15 protein-coding genes are annotated in these 15,823 nt (G+C 39.1%); 2 read left to right on the top strand and 13 right to left on the bottom strand.

The features are described from left to right. Positions 1-66 precede the first annotated feature (66 nt). The gene (locus I6E11_RS09215) at positions 67-954 is read left to right on the top strand and encodes an O-fucosyltransferase family protein (protein WP_235337770.1); all 888 of its coding nucleotides are present in this window, start codon (positions 67-69) and stop codon (positions 952-954) included. Positions 955-960: 6 nt separating this feature from the next. Here I6E11_RS09215 and I6E11_RS09210 read toward each other — a convergent pair whose 3' ends face one another. The 11 genes from I6E11_RS09210 to rpmH all read right to left on the bottom strand — a co-directional run bounded on the left by I6E11_RS09210 (position 961) and on the right by rpmH (position 11,908). Continuing rightward, the gene (locus I6E11_RS09210; RefSeq protein ID WP_235337769.1) at positions 961-1,986 is read right to left on the bottom strand and encodes a glycosyltransferase family protein; all 1,026 of its coding nucleotides are present in this window, start codon (positions 1,984-1,986) and stop codon (positions 961-963) included. An 8-nt stretch (positions 1,987-1,994) separates the two neighbouring features. Beyond that, positions 1,995-2,921 carry a glycosyltransferase family 2 protein gene (locus tag I6E11_RS09205; protein WP_235337768.1) on the bottom strand — a complete coding sequence of 309 codons (927 nt, stop codon included), beginning with the start codon at positions 2,919-2,921 and terminating at the stop codon, positions 1,995-1,997. Next, complete coding sequence (locus I6E11_RS09200; protein WP_235337767.1) at positions 2,918-4,363, bottom strand: lipopolysaccharide biosynthesis protein; 1,446 nt, start codon at positions 4,361-4,363, stop codon at positions 2,918-2,920. The genes I6E11_RS09205 and I6E11_RS09200 overlap by 4 nt, the downstream gene beginning before the upstream one ends. Before the next feature lie 72 nt (positions 4,364-4,435). After that, complete coding sequence (gene metG, locus I6E11_RS09195; RefSeq protein WP_235337766.1) at positions 4,436-6,478, bottom strand: methionine--tRNA ligase; 2,043 nt, start codon at positions 6,476-6,478, stop codon at positions 4,436-4,438. A 59-nt stretch (positions 6,479-6,537) separates the two neighbouring features. After that, on the bottom strand, positions 6,538-6,939 hold the full coding sequence (locus I6E11_RS09190; protein ID WP_235337765.1) for a rhodanese-like domain-containing protein: 402 nt from the start codon (positions 6,937-6,939) through the stop codon (positions 6,538-6,540). A gap of 16 nt (positions 6,940-6,955) precedes the next feature. After that, complete coding sequence (locus I6E11_RS09185; protein ID WP_235337764.1) at positions 6,956-7,612, bottom strand: NigD1/NigD2 family lipoprotein; 657 nt, start codon at positions 7,610-7,612, stop codon at positions 6,956-6,958. Beyond that, positions 7,609-8,763 (bottom strand): acyltransferase, encoded by a 1,155-nt coding sequence (locus I6E11_RS09180; RefSeq protein WP_235337763.1) that lies wholly within the window; start codon positions 8,761-8,763, stop codon positions 7,609-7,611. Before I6E11_RS09180 ends, I6E11_RS09185 begins: the two co-directional genes overlap by 4 nt. Positions 8,764-8,789: 26 nt before the next feature. After that, the gene (locus I6E11_RS09175) at positions 8,790-9,779 is read right to left on the bottom strand and encodes a D-alanine--D-alanine ligase (RefSeq protein WP_235337762.1); all 990 of its coding nucleotides are present in this window, start codon (positions 9,777-9,779) and stop codon (positions 8,790-8,792) included. A 97-nt stretch (positions 9,780-9,876) separates the two neighbouring features. Then, positions 9,877-10,944 carry an RluA family pseudouridine synthase gene (locus tag I6E11_RS09170; RefSeq protein WP_235337761.1) on the bottom strand — a complete coding sequence of 356 codons (1,068 nt, stop codon included), beginning with the start codon at positions 10,942-10,944 and terminating at the stop codon, positions 9,877-9,879. A gap of 13 nt (positions 10,945-10,957) precedes the next feature. After that, positions 10,958-11,608, bottom strand: coding sequence for a PASTA domain-containing protein (locus tag I6E11_RS09165; protein WP_235337760.1), 651 nt, complete (start codon positions 11,606-11,608; stop codon positions 10,958-10,960). Between the two features lie 138 nt (positions 11,609-11,746). Further along, complete coding sequence (gene rpmH / locus I6E11_RS09160) at positions 11,747-11,908, bottom strand: 50S ribosomal protein L34 (RefSeq protein WP_004292199.1); 162 nt, start codon at positions 11,906-11,908, stop codon at positions 11,747-11,749. 192 nt (positions 11,909-12,100) lie between these two features. Here rpmH and efp point away from each other — a divergent pair, with 192 nt between their 5' ends. Then, positions 12,101-12,667, top strand: a complete 567-nt coding sequence (efp, locus tag I6E11_RS09155) for an elongation factor P (RefSeq protein ID WP_235337759.1) — start codon at positions 12,101-12,103, stop codon at positions 12,665-12,667. An 89-nt stretch (positions 12,668-12,756) separates the two neighbouring features. Here efp and I6E11_RS09150 read toward each other — a convergent pair whose 3' ends face one another. Both I6E11_RS09150 and I6E11_RS09145 read right to left on the bottom strand, forming a co-directional pair. Beyond that, the gene (locus I6E11_RS09150; RefSeq protein WP_235337758.1) at positions 12,757-14,115 is read right to left on the bottom strand and encodes an MFS transporter; all 1,359 of its coding nucleotides are present in this window, start codon (positions 14,113-14,115) and stop codon (positions 12,757-12,759) included. A 58-nt stretch (positions 14,116-14,173) separates the two neighbouring features. Further along, the gene (locus I6E11_RS09145) at positions 14,174-15,766 is read right to left on the bottom strand and encodes a SusR family glycan utilization regulator (protein ID WP_235337757.1); all 1,593 of its coding nucleotides are present in this window, start codon (positions 15,764-15,766) and stop codon (positions 14,174-14,176) included. Between the last annotated feature and the right edge of the window lie 57 nt (positions 15,767-15,823).

Below are 15,823 nucleotides of genomic sequence, written 5' to 3'. Positions count from 1 at the left end.
GGTTGTTTCAATTTTTTGATTTATAATGTGCGTTAGTGAATGAAAAACCGATAAACTTGCCTATTTTTGCATTCAATATTCAAGCTTGGATTACAGATTAAAGAAACAGAAGACAAAATGGGTAGGAACGGAAATATAACTTTACTCCCGATAGGAGGACTTGCAAACAGAATGCGTGCTATAGCTTCGGCTGTATATTTGTGCAGACTTTCCGGAAGCTCCCTTAATGTCTATTGGTTCCGTGACAAAGGTTTGAATTCTTCTTTTGCCAGTATATTTGGCGAAATAGAATCAGGCAACATTACAATTCACGAAGATTCACTTTTAAGCAAACTGTTGTACGACCATCCCCGAAAGCATAATCTATGGTTGCCTTTAGTGCCACAGATTGCTCTTTTCCGTAACAGGGCTTACGACCATGAAATGAATGGTTATAATAGAGATGTAAATACATTCATGAATTTTTTATCTGAAGGAAATCTTTATATCTCTTCATGCTATCCTATAATTGACTTTCCTGAAGGCTTGTTTTCCGAATTATTCAGACCTGTACCAGAGATACAGGCAAAAATTGATTCTGTAATTCTTGGAATGTCAGACTATAGAATTGGCGTTCATGTCAGAAGAACGGACCATAGTGTGTCTATAAACAATAGCCCTAATGAATTGTTTTACAGAGTTATCGATGAAGAACTTCTTCTTCATCCTTCTCTTTCCATATATCTGGCGACAGACTCTGAAAGTGTGAAAAGTGAGTTTAAAGACAGATATGGCGACAGAATATACTGCTCATCATCGGAGGCAGACCGTAATTCAGTTTCTGGTATCAAGGAGGCGGTGTCCGAAATGTATATACTCTCCAAAACAGACAAGATTTTCGGTTCGTGCGGTAGTAGTTACTCTGAGGTTGCTTCAGCTTTGGGGAATATACCTCTTATGGTACTGAAAAAATAAAATGGATTATGCTTTGTTTATTACTAGCTTTAATGCTTTGTGTATAAAGTTTTTCCAGTTATTGTTATCCAAAAATCTCTTGTAACAATCATAAGAGATTTTTATTCCACGTTTGTTTTTTACAATTTCAGAGATGTCTTTATATTCATCGAAAACATAGACATTCAGATTTTTGTCTTTTGCATAGTCTTTAAATGAACCTGTATTTGGACCTATGACTTTTGCTCCGAAGGACAGAGAATCCATCAGGATACCCGAACTTAAAATCGAGTCTTGAAGATATGGCATCAGTACAAATTCAGATGAGGCTATGTATCCTGCCAGTTCCTCAAAAGATGCTCCCCTAAAAATCAGTGTTGTATTTTCACCGGCAACGGATTCTATGTCGGATGCAATCTTTGGTGTTGTACAATTGCCTACAACACACGTCCTTATATCATTTATATTTTTTTCTTTTATGTATTTCAGATATTGATATACTCCCTTGTATCCTATAATATTGCCCCAGATCAGTAAATCATACTTCTTTTCTTCTTGAAGTTTATTAATCATATTAAGCCTGTCTTTTGTTGGATGGTCAATATAGTAAGTCTTTCCTACTGTAAATTTATATCTGTCGTTTATGAGGTTAACCCCTTCGCTGGCATGAGTGATGATATAGTCTGACTCCTTGGCAATAAGGTAAGTGAGAATTCTTTTTATTATCTTTTTGTTTCCACTATGTGGCTTTTTGTTGTGAAGAATCCATATTATTTTCTTGCCTTTGATTTTAAGTATAAATATGAGTAAAATTGCGAATAATGACTGTAAATACCCATATTTGAAGTCTGGTATGCTCTCGAACCAATTGAAAATGAACACATCACCCCATCTGGAAGGTCGCAGAATACTCAAAAGAGGATTCTTGTGACTTTCGTTCACTACCTTACATCCTTCTTCATTGTTGATGGCAGAAATAAAATCGTTGATATATGGGTTTCCTTTTCCGCCCGATGATAGTTTTATATTGGGGAAAACAGTAAATGTAGGCATGGTGTTATTTATTTATGTTTTAACAGGTTGTTTAGTTCAAGTATGCTTTTACCGGTTATTGCAGAAATCAGAGAAATTATGAATGATGTGTACAGCTTTTTCTGAAATGGCATAATGGTAAGTGCCTTTAAGAAATGTTCTGTGGCTATCCCGTATTTACGTAGAGTCAGTGCTCTGGACATTCTTCTCTTATGCCATGATGCCAGAAACAGGCGTGCCCCTTTTTTATGTTTGGATACTTTGTAGTTTTCATAAAAAAGTTTGTCCAAAGGATCATGTTTTAATACAGGTCGTTCGCTCTTTACAGTTTCATTATGAAGATAGTAAGTGGAAGTTGCTTTTGTTGTATAAGCAAAATCACATACTGCATTAAGTCTGGCTATGGTCAGAATATCCTCGCCTGAAGGAATACCTGTAGGGTAACCGCCAATTGATTCGATTATGCTTTTCCTTACGGCGTATGTGTTTGAATTAATGGGAAGGTTGCTTCCTGAAGCTACCTCATAATAATTGTATAGTATTCCGTCGTCTTTGAAAGGTATTTCAGGGCTGAATTCAGGGTATATGATGTTATTGCCTACAGACATTCTGTATGAAGCAGCGAATACCCCACACTGTGGATATTTGTTGTACAGATACATAATAGTTTCCAGATGGTCGGTATCCCATTCGTCATCGGCATCAAGAAAAGCCACAAGTTCGTATCTGGATTCTTTTATACCTCTGTTTCTGGCGCACGATACACCTTGGTTCTCTTGACGTATCAGCCGTATAACTGAAGAGTCCATATCCTTTACGATTTCAGGACCTTTGTCTGTCGAACCATCATCCACTACTATTATTTCAAACTCCTTTACTGTCTGCCTCAGGACGGAGTTGATGCTGCGTTTGATAAACTTTTCACAGTTATACAGAGGTATAATAACACTTATCATTTTATTTTCCTTTTAAGTAAATATGAGAATATCTCATCCTGTATTCTTGAGTTTGCAATGCGTGATATACCCAAATACAGAATTGCTGTAATGATGATTTTACAAGCTAATATCATGTAAGGCGAATCCATGAATCCACAAATTATTTTTGCCGTTATTGCCGAAACTATAGTTATAATAGCAAACGGACAAATGTCTTTTATTGCATCCATAAATTTTAGTCCTATTTCTTTTCTCACCATAAGATACCAAACCCACATCCATAGAATGTTTATGATGACGTAGGTGGAAATCATTATTGTTATACCATATCTCCAGCTCACCAACAGAGCTGCAATCTGAAGACAGCCCAACGTAATGTTACTGTAAAGATTTAGATTAGACTTACCACGGCTTATCAAAAGTTGGGAACATAATGTTGTAATTGGGAAAAATGCCCCCCATATACATAATTGTTGCAGAATAGGAATACAGTCCACCCATTTATCTTTTATAGTAAGGAGTATGAATTCTGGGGCAATAAGTGCCAATCCAAGCATGGTTGGAAAAGAAATGTAGGAGGTAAATCTTAGCATTTTTCTGAATATGCTCAGCTGTTTTGATTTATCATCTGTGGCCTGTGCAAATATTGGTTGAGCCACACCGCTTATGGTAGAACTTATTAACGATGAACCCATTGAATTCCATTTGTTTGCCTGAGTATAGAGTCCTACAGAATACGGTGTGAATTTGCGTCCTATTATTGTTGAGAATATATTGTTGTTTATCTGATTGAATATGTTTGTAAGCAGTATTTTTATACTGAAACCAAAAAACTCTTTTATCGGACCGAAGTCTATATTAAATGTAGGGCGCCAAGGTGAGTAAAACCAGAGACTTATGTTTACTATGGCGATATATATCAGGTTCTGTATTGCCAGTCCCCAATACGACATGTCATTGTATGCAAGTATTATACCAATAATACAAGATAAGGTTATTGCATAAATCTGCGCAGTCGCTTTTTCTCTAGTCATCAGGTTTCTGAATAAATAAGCATTGTGCGATGTGGCAGTGCTTGATATGACAAATCCCAGAAAATATATTCTTGAGAGTCTTATCAGGTCCGGTTGGTTATAATAATCAGCTATCAAAGGAGCAGATAGAAATAGTATTATATAGAGCAGTCCACCGGTCAGAGTGCTGAACCAGAATACAGCGTTATAGTCATTATGAGTAATGTTCTGTTTGTTTGCCAGAGCATTGGTAAATCCGCTTTCCTGTATTGTTCCTGCTATTGCACTGAATATGGCAAGCATTCCCACCATACCATAATCGGCAGGAGTAAGCAGACGAGCAAGAAATATGCCAAAGACCAGGTTTAGGATTTGCATGATACCGTTTCCCAGTCCTCCCCACAGAAGCCCTTTTGCTGTTTTTTCTTTTAGAGAATTGTTTGACACGTTTCTGGTTTTTATGAAAAAGGCGGGACATCCATATCCCGCCCTTTATGATTGATTTTTGTAGTAATCTTATTAGCAAACCTGACTGCCTGGTTTTACTTCCTTAAGCAGTGAAGTAACAGCCAGTGAGCCGTCGAAGTTTTCGGCACTCAGAATCATACCTTCACTCACCAGACCATTCTTGAACTGACGTGGAGCAAGGTTGGCAATGAACAGAACCTGTTTTCCTATCAGCTCTTCAGGTTTATAGTGCTGAGCTATACCACTCACGATAGTACGGTTTTCAAGTCCGTCAGCAATCTTGAATTTCAGCAGTTTCTTCATCTTTGGCACTACTTCGCATTCCAGGACTGTACCTACACGGATATCAAGTTTCTCGAAGTCTTCGAATGCTATAGTAGGCTTGATAGGGTTAGCCTTGTAAGCAGCAGCTTCGTTAGCCTTCTTTGTGTCAAGAAGTTTCTGTACCTGTGCTTCTATCACATTGTCTTCAATCTTTTCGAACAGAAGTTCTGCCTTGCCCAACTGATGTCCTGTAGCAAGAAGATCTGTACGTCCAAGGTTTTCCCATTCGAAAGATTCCATGTTAAGCATACCGCGAAGTTTGGCAGAGCTGAACGGAAGGAACGGCTCGAATGCTATTGCAAGGTTGGCAACAAGCTGAAGCGCAATGTTCAGGATAGTAGCCACACGGCCCATATCTGTCTTGGCAAGTTTCCAAGGTTCTGTATCTGCAAGATACTTGTTACCGATACGTGCCAGGTTCATAGCTTCTTTCTGTGCATCTCGGAACTTGAATACATCAAGAAGTTTTTCCACTTCAGCTTTAACGTCAGCAAACTCTTTCAGTGTCTCGCGGTCGTAGTCTGTCAGTTCGACTGCAGCAGGAACTTTACCGTCGAAATACTTGCCTGTAAGAACGAGTGCACGGTTTACGAAGTTACCATAAACGGCTACAAGTTCGTTGTTATTGCGTGCCTGGAAATCTTTCCAAGTGAAGTCGTTGTCTTTTGTTTCAGGAGCGTTTGCTGTCAGGACATAACGCAGAACATCCTGCTTGCCAGGGAAGTCCTTCAGATATTCGTGCAACCACACAGCCCAGTTGCGTGAAGTTGAAATCTTGTCACCTTCTAGATTCAGGAATTCGTTTGAAGGGACATTGTCCGGCAGGATATAGCTGCCTTCAGCCTTCAGCATGGCAGGGAAAACGATACAGTGGAACACGATGTTGTCCTTACCGATGAAGTGTACAAGGCGTGTTTCAGGATCTTTCCACCATTTTTCCCATGAATCAGGAAGAAGTTCCTTTGTGTTTGAAATATAACCGATAGGAGCATCGAACCATACGTAAAGCACTTTTCCGTCTGCACCTTCTACAGGAACAGGGATACCCCAATCGAGGTCACGGCTTACGGCACGTGGCTGAAGTCCCATATCGAGCCAGCTCTTGCACTGACCATATACGTTAGGACGCCATTCCTTATGGTCCTCAAGAATCCATTTGCGCAACCATCCTTCGTGCTTGTCGAGTGGCAGATACCAGTGTTTTGTTTCCTTCATTACCGGCTGGCTTCCGCTGATTGCACTCTTAGGGTTGATAAGCTCAGTAGGAGAGAGTGTACTACCACACTTCTCGCACTGGTCGCCATATGCGCCTTCTGCGTGGCAGCGAGGGCATTCGCCGGTGATATATCTGTCGGCAAGGAATGTCTTTGCCTCTTCGTCGTAGTATTGTTCGGAAGTCTTTTCTATGAATTCTCCTTTATCATAAAGTTTGCGGAAGAAATCCGAAGCAGTCTGATGATGTATTTCTGATGAAGTACGTCCGTAAACATCGAATGAGATGCCAAATTCCTTGAAAGAGTCGCGTATAAGTGTGTGATAGCGGTCTACTACGTCTTGTGGAGTGACGCCTTCCTTCTTTGCACGGATAGTGATAGGCACACCATGTTCGTCAGATCCGCCGATGAAGATTACATCTTCCTTCTTAAGGCGAAGATAGCGGACGTAAATATCGGCTGGTACATAAACTCCTGCCAGATGTCCTATGTGTACAGGACCGTTGGCATATGGAAGTGCCGATGTTACGGTTGTTCTTTTGAATTTCTTTTCCATATAATATATATTTTCTTTATTTTATTATAAGCCTTTTAAAGTCAGCGCAAAGATAAACATTATTTTTCAATATCTTTTCCCAACTCTATCCAGTTTAGGATTCCTTTGTCAAGGTTGTATACTGTATATCCTTTTTTTGTGAGAAGTCTGGCTGCATTACGGCTTCTCTTTCCACTTCTGCAATATACGGCAACAGGTTGTGACTTGTCGAGTACACTGTCTGTCATGGCCGAGAATTTGTCATCCAATACATTTAAATTAATACTACCTGGTATATGTCCTTCGCTATATTCTGCCACAGTCCGTACATCCAGTCTTTGCACGTTATCGTTTTCGATAAGTTTCTCGAAATCATCAGTAGAAAGATTTACGAACTTGTCTTTAGGTTTCGAGCTGCATGCCATCAGTCCAAAAAGAAAGACGCATACGAAGAACATGAAATATATACTTTTCAGTACCATACTTTACTTTAATGTGTTAATAGTTGAATTCGCGTGTAGTTATTCCTTCCTTATATGTGTTTATGGTTATTTCCACTTTATCGCCGTTCGAAAGTTTGTCTTCATACGGCCATAATGGAATGGAAGCATAAGCTTTTCTTGTGAATGCCTCGTAATCTCCGTTTTGGCTATGGAACACGGTTATGGCCAGGGTCTTGCTTCCATCGTCATTATTCCTTATTCCTTTGTCTACGAAATTCAGAATATGTGTCTTGTCTTTGCCCATTACGTCCAGAACCATATTTATATATTTACCCGAACGCCATATTCTGTCTATATCAAGCGGGTCGGTTTTTATGCCATCCTTGAATGTTTCTTCTGCCACTGGCACTACAGATATAACAAACTGACAAGAATACAGTGTCGCAGACAAATCTTTGGTTTCGTCACTGATAGGTTCGAATATAGAGAGGGTTCTGTAAATAGAGTCTGGCGTAAAACCTTCCAGACCGCTTCGCTCGTTTATCTGGTATGACTTGCCCGTATCGGTGTCTAAATACGACAACTTTCCTGAAGAATCGGTCCTTATATCCACCATCTCCGTCAGTACGTTAGGATATACATACTCATCGTCCTTGCATCCGACTACAGTCAGTACACAACATAAAAATAATATGTATAGTTTTACTTTCATTTTTTTATGGCCTGTAAATGATTTATTGCAGGATTGGCATACATTGTAAGAATGCAATTTCTAAGGAAACTCTCATCCTTACCCGGAATGTCAATAAGTCCAATCTTCTTTTGAAGATATGCTTCGAACTTGATTTTGTCTTCCGCAGTGTAATGTCCTGCCATTGACTGACTACCATCCAACATATCGCAAGCTATATAGTTGCCAGGATATAAACGATAGTTCTTATGTATATGATGGTCTATAATTTCAGAAACACGTGTGAATATTTCCGTCTTTGGCAATCCACGCAGTGCTTCCAGTTCGTCATTTATACACGGACTTGCCTGGAAATGAATTCTTCCTTTGTACCCGAAGATACCGGTCTGCATATTTACCAGGTCATCCTTTTGGCTCTTCTTGAATCCTTCCACATCCCTTTTCAATTGCATTTCCTGTGCTTTGAGGAAATCGCAAGGATCATATTCATACGATAGAGACAGGGGCACAATGTTAAGTTCCTTGAGGCTGTCTATCACATCTCCGTTGCCGCCCATAGAAAGCATCTTCAGCACGCTGTCCTGTGTACGGTCGTTAGAGTCTTTTGCTCTTCCTTCACGCTGGGCTATCCATATGTTTTCCTGCTTCTGTGTGACGGCAAAGTGTATGTATCTCGACATTCGTGCTGACGATTCGAGCATCTGTCTCATGCTTAATGCTCTTTGCACGATGAATGCCTTGTTCACACGTACCAGTTTTTTTATCCACGGATATATGAGCAGATTGTCGCCAATGGCAATTTCTACTGTAGTAGGAAAACCATTGTCAATAAGTCCTACAGACAGGAAACCTGAGTCCAATACTATATCTCTGTGATTTGAGATGAAAGTATAGCCTTTGTTCTTTTCTGCAATTTGTGAACAGTCAAGGCTGAATCCGTCGCTACATTTTTTTATGAGGTCGTGGAGAAGTCCGTAGAAGATATTCTTCTGTACATCAAGGTTAGTCTTGCAATTTCGCAGTACATTGGCCAGAGCCTCAAGTGGTGTATCAGGAATAACCTTTTTAACAACCTCCTGAAAGTCCTTGTCGGACAATAACTCTTCGAAAATCTGTGGCAGCTCTTCCGGTGAGTAAGGACGGATTTCGTCAAATTCTGCAGGTATATTCATGGCTTTATGTTTTTGGGGTTAATATATTATTTGCTGTTCTTTGCCAGCCCTTCTTCAATAATGTCAGTCATGACATCTTTTATGTCCAGTCCGGCAGCTCTTACCTGTTGCGGAATGAAGCTTGTGGCTGTCATACCAGGTGTGGTATTTATCTCAAGCATGTTTATTTTTTCGCCTTCTGTTATGATATAGTCTATTCTGACAATACCTTTACATCCCAGAATGTCATATATTGCAGATGTCAGTTTCTTTACCCTTTCTGTTAGTTCCGGACTAAGGCGTGCAGGAGTGATTTCAGTGACTTCACCTTTATACTTAGCATTGTAGTCAAAGAATTCATTGTCGCTGACAACTTCAGTTATAGGGAATACTACCGATTTTTCTTTTGTCTTGTAGCAGCCGTTGGCCAGTTCTATACCGTCCATGAAAGCTTCAATCATCACGTCGTCCGACTCGGCAAAGGCAGCTTGCAGGGCAGGCTGTATCTGTTCCACAGTCTTTACCTTTGTCACTCCAAAGCTTGAGCCACTTGCATTAGGTTTTATAAAGCATGGAAGACCAATCTTCTCTACTACATCTTTATCTTCAATACCGAAGTGTTTGTTCACAAGCATAGACTCAGCCACTCTTATGCCGAAACCTTTCAGATATTGGTTCAGTGTGAACTTGCTGAAAGTCATTGCCGAAACCAGAACATCACAAGTAGAGTAAGGAATGTCCAACAATTCAAAATATCCCTGAAGAATACCGTTCTCACCAGGAGTACCGTGTATTGTGATATAGGCAAAATCAGGTTTTATTTTGTTGGCTCCATCCATAAAGCTGAAGTCATTCTTGTCTACTGTAGAGCGTGTTCCGTCTGGAAGTACGGCTTCCCATGCCTTTTTGCTTAGTTCTACTATATAAAGATTGTATTTTTCTTTGTCGATAAAAGAATAAATACCTTTTGCACTATTCATTGACACTTCGTGTTCAGAAGAGTCGCCGCCTGCAATAATTGCTACTGTACGTTTCATATTGTTTTTAAGTTTTTAAGTCCTTTAGTTTCCAAGTTTTTAAGTCTTTATCACTTCTTATCAACAAACTTATCAACTCACAAACTTACAATCTTATTTATTCTCTGTTGCTTATATAAGTTCTCCATTTTTCTATCAGTGCTGTCATGTCATTGGGCAGTTCTGAGGTGAAAAACATTTCTTCTCCGGTTTTCGGGTGGACGAATCCAAGAGTCTTCGCATGCAATGCTTGTCTCGGGCATATCTCAAAACAGTTGTTTACAAACTGTTTGTATTTGCTGAAGTGAGTACCTTTCAGAATTTCATTTCCTCCGTATCTTTCGTCATTGAAAAGAACATGTCCTATGTGCTTCATATGTACACGTATCTGGTGCGTTCTTCCTGTTTCGAGTACACATTTTACCAGAGTTACATATCCCAGTCTCTCCAAAACCTTATAGTGTGTCACTGCATGCTTTCCCTGCTCAGGGTCAGACATGACAGCCATTTGCATTCTGTCTTTAGGATTACGCCCTATGTTGCCTGTTATAGTACCTTCGTCTTCTTCCACTATACCCCATACCAGTGCATTATATTCACGTTTGGTAGTTTTGTTATAGAACTGCATACCCAAACTTGTCTTTGCATCAGGCGTCTTTGCTACAACTAACAGTCCGGAAGTATCTTTGTCTATACGGTGTACCAGACCAACTTGCGGGTCATTCGGATCGTATGTAGGAACGTCTCTAAGATGCCATGCTATGGCATTTACTAAAGTGCCATGATAATTCCCACATCCCGGGTGTACCACCAGTCCCGCCGGTTTGTTTATAACCATCAGCTCACTGTCTTCATAGACTATGTCCAATGGAATGTCTTCAGGGATAATGTCATTGTCGTATTTCGGACGATCCATCATTACAGTCAGCACATCCAGAGGTTTTACCTTGTAGCTACTTTTCACAGGTTTTCCGTTAGCCATGACAAATCCAGCATCAGCAGCACTCTGTATCCTGTTTCTTGATGCATTTACAATTCTCTCGAAAAGATATTTGTCAATTCTTACAGGCGATTGTCCCTTGTCTACTACCACCTTGAAGTGCTCATATAGCTCTCCAGAGCCTTCGGTAGGCTCAATATCATCCAATGTTTCGTCTAAATCGTCCAAATATATATCTTCAGCCATCTTGCATTATTAATTAGAACCAAGAATCATCTACTTCAGCTTTCTCATCTGTTTCAGGTATGGCATTCAACTCTATGTAAGTTGAATCTACAGACAGCGAATCCCTTAAGTGTGTGTCACCCACGCAGAGTGTAAGCAGTGCCTCGTGTGGTATCTTTTCTCCTGATTTCAATTCTTTGCCTCTGTATTTAATGCCGTAAACCCAATCCTGTTCTCCCGGTACTAGCTCAGGCTCAGTAAGTCTGAAACCTATACTCTTTAATTTTGCTGCAGCTTGTCTCACAGAACTGTTGTCAATAATATCCGGCAATGCCACCAGAGGTACGGAAGTCGTTGTAATGGTCAGATAAACCGTTCTGCCTTCTTTAACTCTTGAGCCTGCTGCCGGTGTCTGTTCAAGAACCATTCCCGCCGGAACACCTTTTACATAATTAGAGTCTATAACAACACTTTTCATTGTGCCGTTATTTAAAATCTTTGCAGCTTCTTCAATACTTTTGTTTTTCACGTCAGGAACGATGTGTGCCTCTCCGTGTCTGGTGTAAGAATCAAGCCATGCCAGGGTACCCCATACCACTGCGCATACCACCACTATCATTCCTGTTATATTAATCCAGAAAAATCTGTTTTTCCGGAACGAGAAAAAGTCTTTAAATCCTATCATAACTTGTTGAATCTTTTCGGCAAAGATACTATTTTTTTAGTTAATCTTTTTGTTGACAGTTTATAAAAACAGAAAAAGCCGCAAAATACTGTCTCAGTACCTTGCGGCTTTTCTTAAATCTTAATTCCAAAGCACGGCTTAAGCCTTAACTCCGTTGTATTCGTCAGATACAGTCAATTTTTTACGACCTTTAGCACGACGTGCTGCCAATACTCGGCGACCATTTGCAGTAGCCATTCTTTCACGGAAACCGTGTTTGTTTTTTCTCTTTCTGTTAGAGGGTTGGAATGTTCTTTTCATTTTCGTATATACTATTTATGTTATTATTCTATGCGTTCGGGCTGCAAAATTAGTGACTTTTTTTTAATAATCAAAGATATAAGTCATTTTTACACAAAACTTTTTGTGTTTTTTCGCGATTTAGATTAATTTTGCATCCGGATTATTACTCTGAATATCAATTATTACATATTAATATAAAGATTTCTACTTATGATTAATGCTCAAGACATTAAAATCGGAACAGCTATCCGTATGGACGGCAAGATTTATTTTTGCATCGACTTCCTTCATGTAAAACCTGGTAAAGGTAACACTTTCATGCGTACTAAATTGAAAGACGTTGTTGACGGTTATGTTTTGGAACGTCGTTTCAATATCGGTGAAAAACTTGAAGATGTACGTGTAGAACGTCGTCCTTATCAGTTCCTTTATAAAGAAGGTAGCGATTATATCTTCATGAATCAGGAAACTTTCGAACAGGTGCCTATCGCTCACGATCTTATCGAAGGTGTTGATTTCCTGAAAGAAGAAATGGTTATCGAAGTAGTTTCTGACGCTTCTACTGAAACTATTCTTTTCGCAGAATTGCCAGTTAAAGTTCAGTTGAAGGTTACTTACACTGAACCAGGATTGAAAGGTGATACTGCTACTAACGCTACAAAACCTGCAACAGTTGAAACAGGTGCTACTGTACGTGTACCTTTGTTCATCAATCAGGATGAGATTATCGAAGTTGATACTCGCGACGGTTCATACGTTGGCCGTGTAAAGGCTTGATATATTTAGAAAAAACGTTTTGACGTTTTAATGAAAACGCTTTGTCATTTTACTCAAAATGACAAAGCGTTTTTTGTGACTGTGAAAATTTAGTCTTTTTCTTTTATTATGTAAACACAAAGAGCTCCTATAATAAGGAATATTCCGGCAAGCACAAGCATATTGACTTCTGGTGGAACTTCGCCTGCTGAGGTGAAAATCCTAAGAATCCATCCACCGGCCATTGCAGCTATGATTTGCGGAATACAAATAGTGCAGTTGAATAGCCCAAGGTAGGTTCCTAAATGTCCTCCGGTAAGTGCATTAGTCAGAATTGTGAACGGTAAAGCGAGCATTGCAGCCCATGCGCATCCCACGAGAAGGAATGATATGAATAGTCCGTATTGGTTATTTATAAACATTATTGATATAAATCCGATACCTCCCAATATCAGGCTAAGTGCATATGCGGTTTTTCTGTTTTTTATCATCGGGATTATTGTTGCCCATATTACGGAACCTATAGCTTGTACGGCAAAAAGTATTCCTACCCAGTCGCCGGCATTCTGATATTGTAATGATTGGGTATCCAGTACCATATGCGAAACTCCATCCTTTATTATCTCTACCGAAGGGGTGTTGAACACTCCTGCAGCTACGGTACCATTTGTATATGTCCACATAAACATGAATGCTGCCCAGCAGAAGAACTGAACCAATCCTACCGTCCAGAAGGCCTTAGGCGCTTTAGCCAGAAGTGTGAAAATATTAGCCTTTTCTTCTTTCGGATTATCGCTTATCCCGTGGTATTCGGCATATAGCTGTGGAGGATATTCCTTTACTTTAACTGTGGTATAGATGACACAAATAATCAGTATTGCAGCACCTATGTAGAACGAATATATAACAGAATCCGGTATTACTCCTTTAGGAGCTATATTGCTTATTCCGATAGCTGCAAAAATAAACGGGAACAGATAACCGGCCAGACTACCTGCATTGCATAGAAAACTCTGTATAGAATATGCCAATCCTTTTTGTTTCTCATTCACCATATCGCCAACCATCATTTTGAATGGTTGCATAGCTATGTTTATCGAGGTATCAAGAAACATCAATGACAATAGTCCGAAAATCATTGCTGTCGATACGGACATACCGAAACTTCCTGCGTTCGGTAGCAGGCACATTACGAGAACCGCAATAATGGCACCTACAAAAAGATATGGTATTCTTCGTCCGAAGCGGCACCATGTCTTGTCACTCAAAGCCCCTATTATAGGTTGTACAATGATTCCCGCCAATGGTGGCAGTATCCAGAAATAACTAAGGCTGTGCGGGTCTGCCCCTAAAGTGGAGAATATTCTACTGATGTTTGCACTCTGAAGTGCGTAGGCAATTTGCACACCGAAGAATCCGAAGCTGATGTTCCATAGCTTCCAGAAACTCAAATCAGGTATTTTTTTCATTGTATAGTTATATTATTATTGTTTTGTTGGTCTGTAGGTTAATGAAATATGTTATTGTTTATAAGTTCATTACATCTTGTTCGAATCTGTCTTTATCTCCTTTGGCTTTATTCCTGATTTTGCTTCTATAATTGTATACTGTAGCCAGTGAGTATCCAAGGAAATGTGCTATGCGGTTTGCATCTGTAACTCCCAGTCTTATCAAGGCGAATATTCTTAGTTCTGTATTCAGATGTTCATCCTTTTTTGGATATATTTTATTGTCATCTGTAAGTAGATTATTGAAGTCTTCCACGAAATTGGGGAAGAGATCCAGAAATGAGCGGTCAAATTCATCGTAGAATAGTTTTCTTTCGTCGCGTATGAACTCTTCCGATCTTATAGCCTTGAACAGTTGGTCAATTTTGGATGCCATTGCAAGCTTTTCAAGCGAACGTCTGTATTGTTCCAGCTTTTCCAGATAAACAACGCATCGGTCAAGATATTTAGCTATATACACTTCCTTAATTTTCCCTGTTTGTGCCAGGTTCTTGTTGGCTTCAACAAGTTTTTTATTGGCTTTATACAGATCTCTTCTCATAATAGAAAGTTTCTTCATCCAATAATAAAGGTAGAAAGTCGCTATTATAAGAAGAAAAGCCAATACACTTATGCCAATTAGCAGTCGTCTTGTTGCATTTTGTTTTTCTGCTTCTTTTTTCTGGTATGCATTATCTATGATGGGATATATTTGTGTTACCTCAAGAAAGCGTAGCCTTGCGTTGGCAGCCACTGCATCTTCCATAGAACATGACAAATAATTGTAAGCTCTGTCCAGATTTCCTTGATGGTACATAAGTAATGCCAGTTTCTGTAGCGAAGCATATTCACGTTCAGACATTTTTATATCCATTATAGCTGTACTTGCAAGATACTTTATTTGGCTTGGTGTATCTCCTATAGCCTCATAAGCATCTGATAAAGTATAGTTCACATATACTTTTCGTTTTAAGTTTATTGAATCGGACAACAACGGCAATAAAGCTTTTATTGCATTTCTATAATCGCCGTCATAAATCATTCTTTCGGCTTGATTAATTTTGAAATCAATATCTGTTATTCCCAGTTGTGAAATGGAATCTCTGTAAATTTCAGTCTTTAAGGAATAACATTTGCTGGCATTGTCGTCAGCAGTATAATCGGCAAGCCATCCGTAGTATGCTCTTCGAGTTCTATAGTAATATCCTAAAAGTCCTTTATTGGTTATATTGGCTTTATTAACTTTGTCAAGTTCATTTTTAGCCTCATTATACATTCCCATAACTCCGAATACTTCAGCTCTGTTTATTAGTATCTCGTCTTCAAGTTCCGGATTGTTAAGTAACGGAAAGTATTTGTGCTTCATATTAATATAATATAATGATGAATCTGCCTGATAATGCAAGTATTCATAGAAAAGAGCACCACTAATGTTATATTTTTCAGTTATATCATTAGAACGCTTGAGACTGTCCTTTAATTGGGATAACTTCTCTTCTCTCAGATTATGATAATATTTTTTGTTTGAAATGACTTTATCGAGTTCTTTCAACAACTTTTCATTCTCCGGATTGGCTTTTAATATAGTAGGTATAATAAGAATATAAATAAGTATTATAAATATGTTTTTCATGACATTTAATTTAGAGCTGATACAAAAATATGTTTTTTTATCAATAAGTACAAAAAC

The organism is Bacteroides caecigallinarum (assembly GCF_021531075.1).
GTDB lineage: Bacteria > Bacteroidota > Bacteroidia > Bacteroidales > Bacteroidaceae > Phocaeicola > Phocaeicola caecigallinarum_B.
This window is presented reverse-complemented; position numbering and strand designations above follow the sequence as displayed.

Excerpts from the sequence above, each read along its gene's own strand:
- I6E11_RS09210 (WP_235337769.1), bottom strand. The coding sequence starts at position 1,986 with ATGCCTACATTTACTGTTTTCCCCAATATAAAACTATCATCGGGCGGA.
- I6E11_RS09205 (WP_235337768.1), bottom strand. The coding sequence starts at position 2,921 with ATGATAAGTGTTATTATACCTCTGTATAACTGTGAAAAGTTTATCAAA.
- metG (WP_235337766.1), bottom strand. The coding sequence starts at position 6,478 with ATGGAAAAGAAATTCAAAAGAACAACCGTAACATCGGCACTTCCATAT.
- I6E11_RS09190 (WP_235337765.1), bottom strand. The coding sequence starts at position 6,939 with ATGGTACTGAAAAGTATATATTTCATGTTCTTCGTATGCGTCTTTCTT.
- I6E11_RS09185 (WP_235337764.1), bottom strand. The coding sequence starts at position 7,612 with ATGAAAGTAAAACTATACATATTATTTTTATGTTGTGTACTGACTGTA.
- I6E11_RS09180 (WP_235337763.1), bottom strand. The coding sequence starts at position 8,763 with ATGAATATACCTGCAGAATTTGACGAAATCCGTCCTTACTCACCGGAA.
- I6E11_RS09175 (WP_235337762.1), bottom strand. The coding sequence starts at position 9,779 with ATGAAACGTACAGTAGCAATTATTGCAGGCGGCGACTCTTCTGAACAC.
- I6E11_RS09170 (WP_235337761.1), bottom strand. The coding sequence starts at position 10,944 with ATGGCTGAAGATATATATTTGGACGATTTAGACGAAACATTGGATGAT.
- I6E11_RS09165 (WP_235337760.1), bottom strand. The coding sequence starts at position 11,608 with ATGATAGGATTTAAAGACTTTTTCTCGTTCCGGAAAAACAGATTTTTC.
- rpmH (WP_004292199.1), bottom strand. The coding sequence starts at position 11,908 with ATGAAAAGAACATTCCAACCCTCTAACAGAAAGAGAAAAAACAAACAC.
- efp (WP_235337759.1), top strand. The coding sequence starts at position 12,101 with ATGATTAATGCTCAAGACATTAAAATCGGAACAGCTATCCGTATGGAC.
- I6E11_RS09150 (WP_235337758.1), bottom strand. The coding sequence starts at position 14,115 with ATGAAAAAAATACCTGATTTGAGTTTCTGGAAGCTATGGAACATCAGC.
- I6E11_RS09145 (WP_235337757.1), bottom strand. The coding sequence starts at position 15,766 with ATGAAAAACATATTTATAATACTTATTTATATTCTTATTATACCTACT.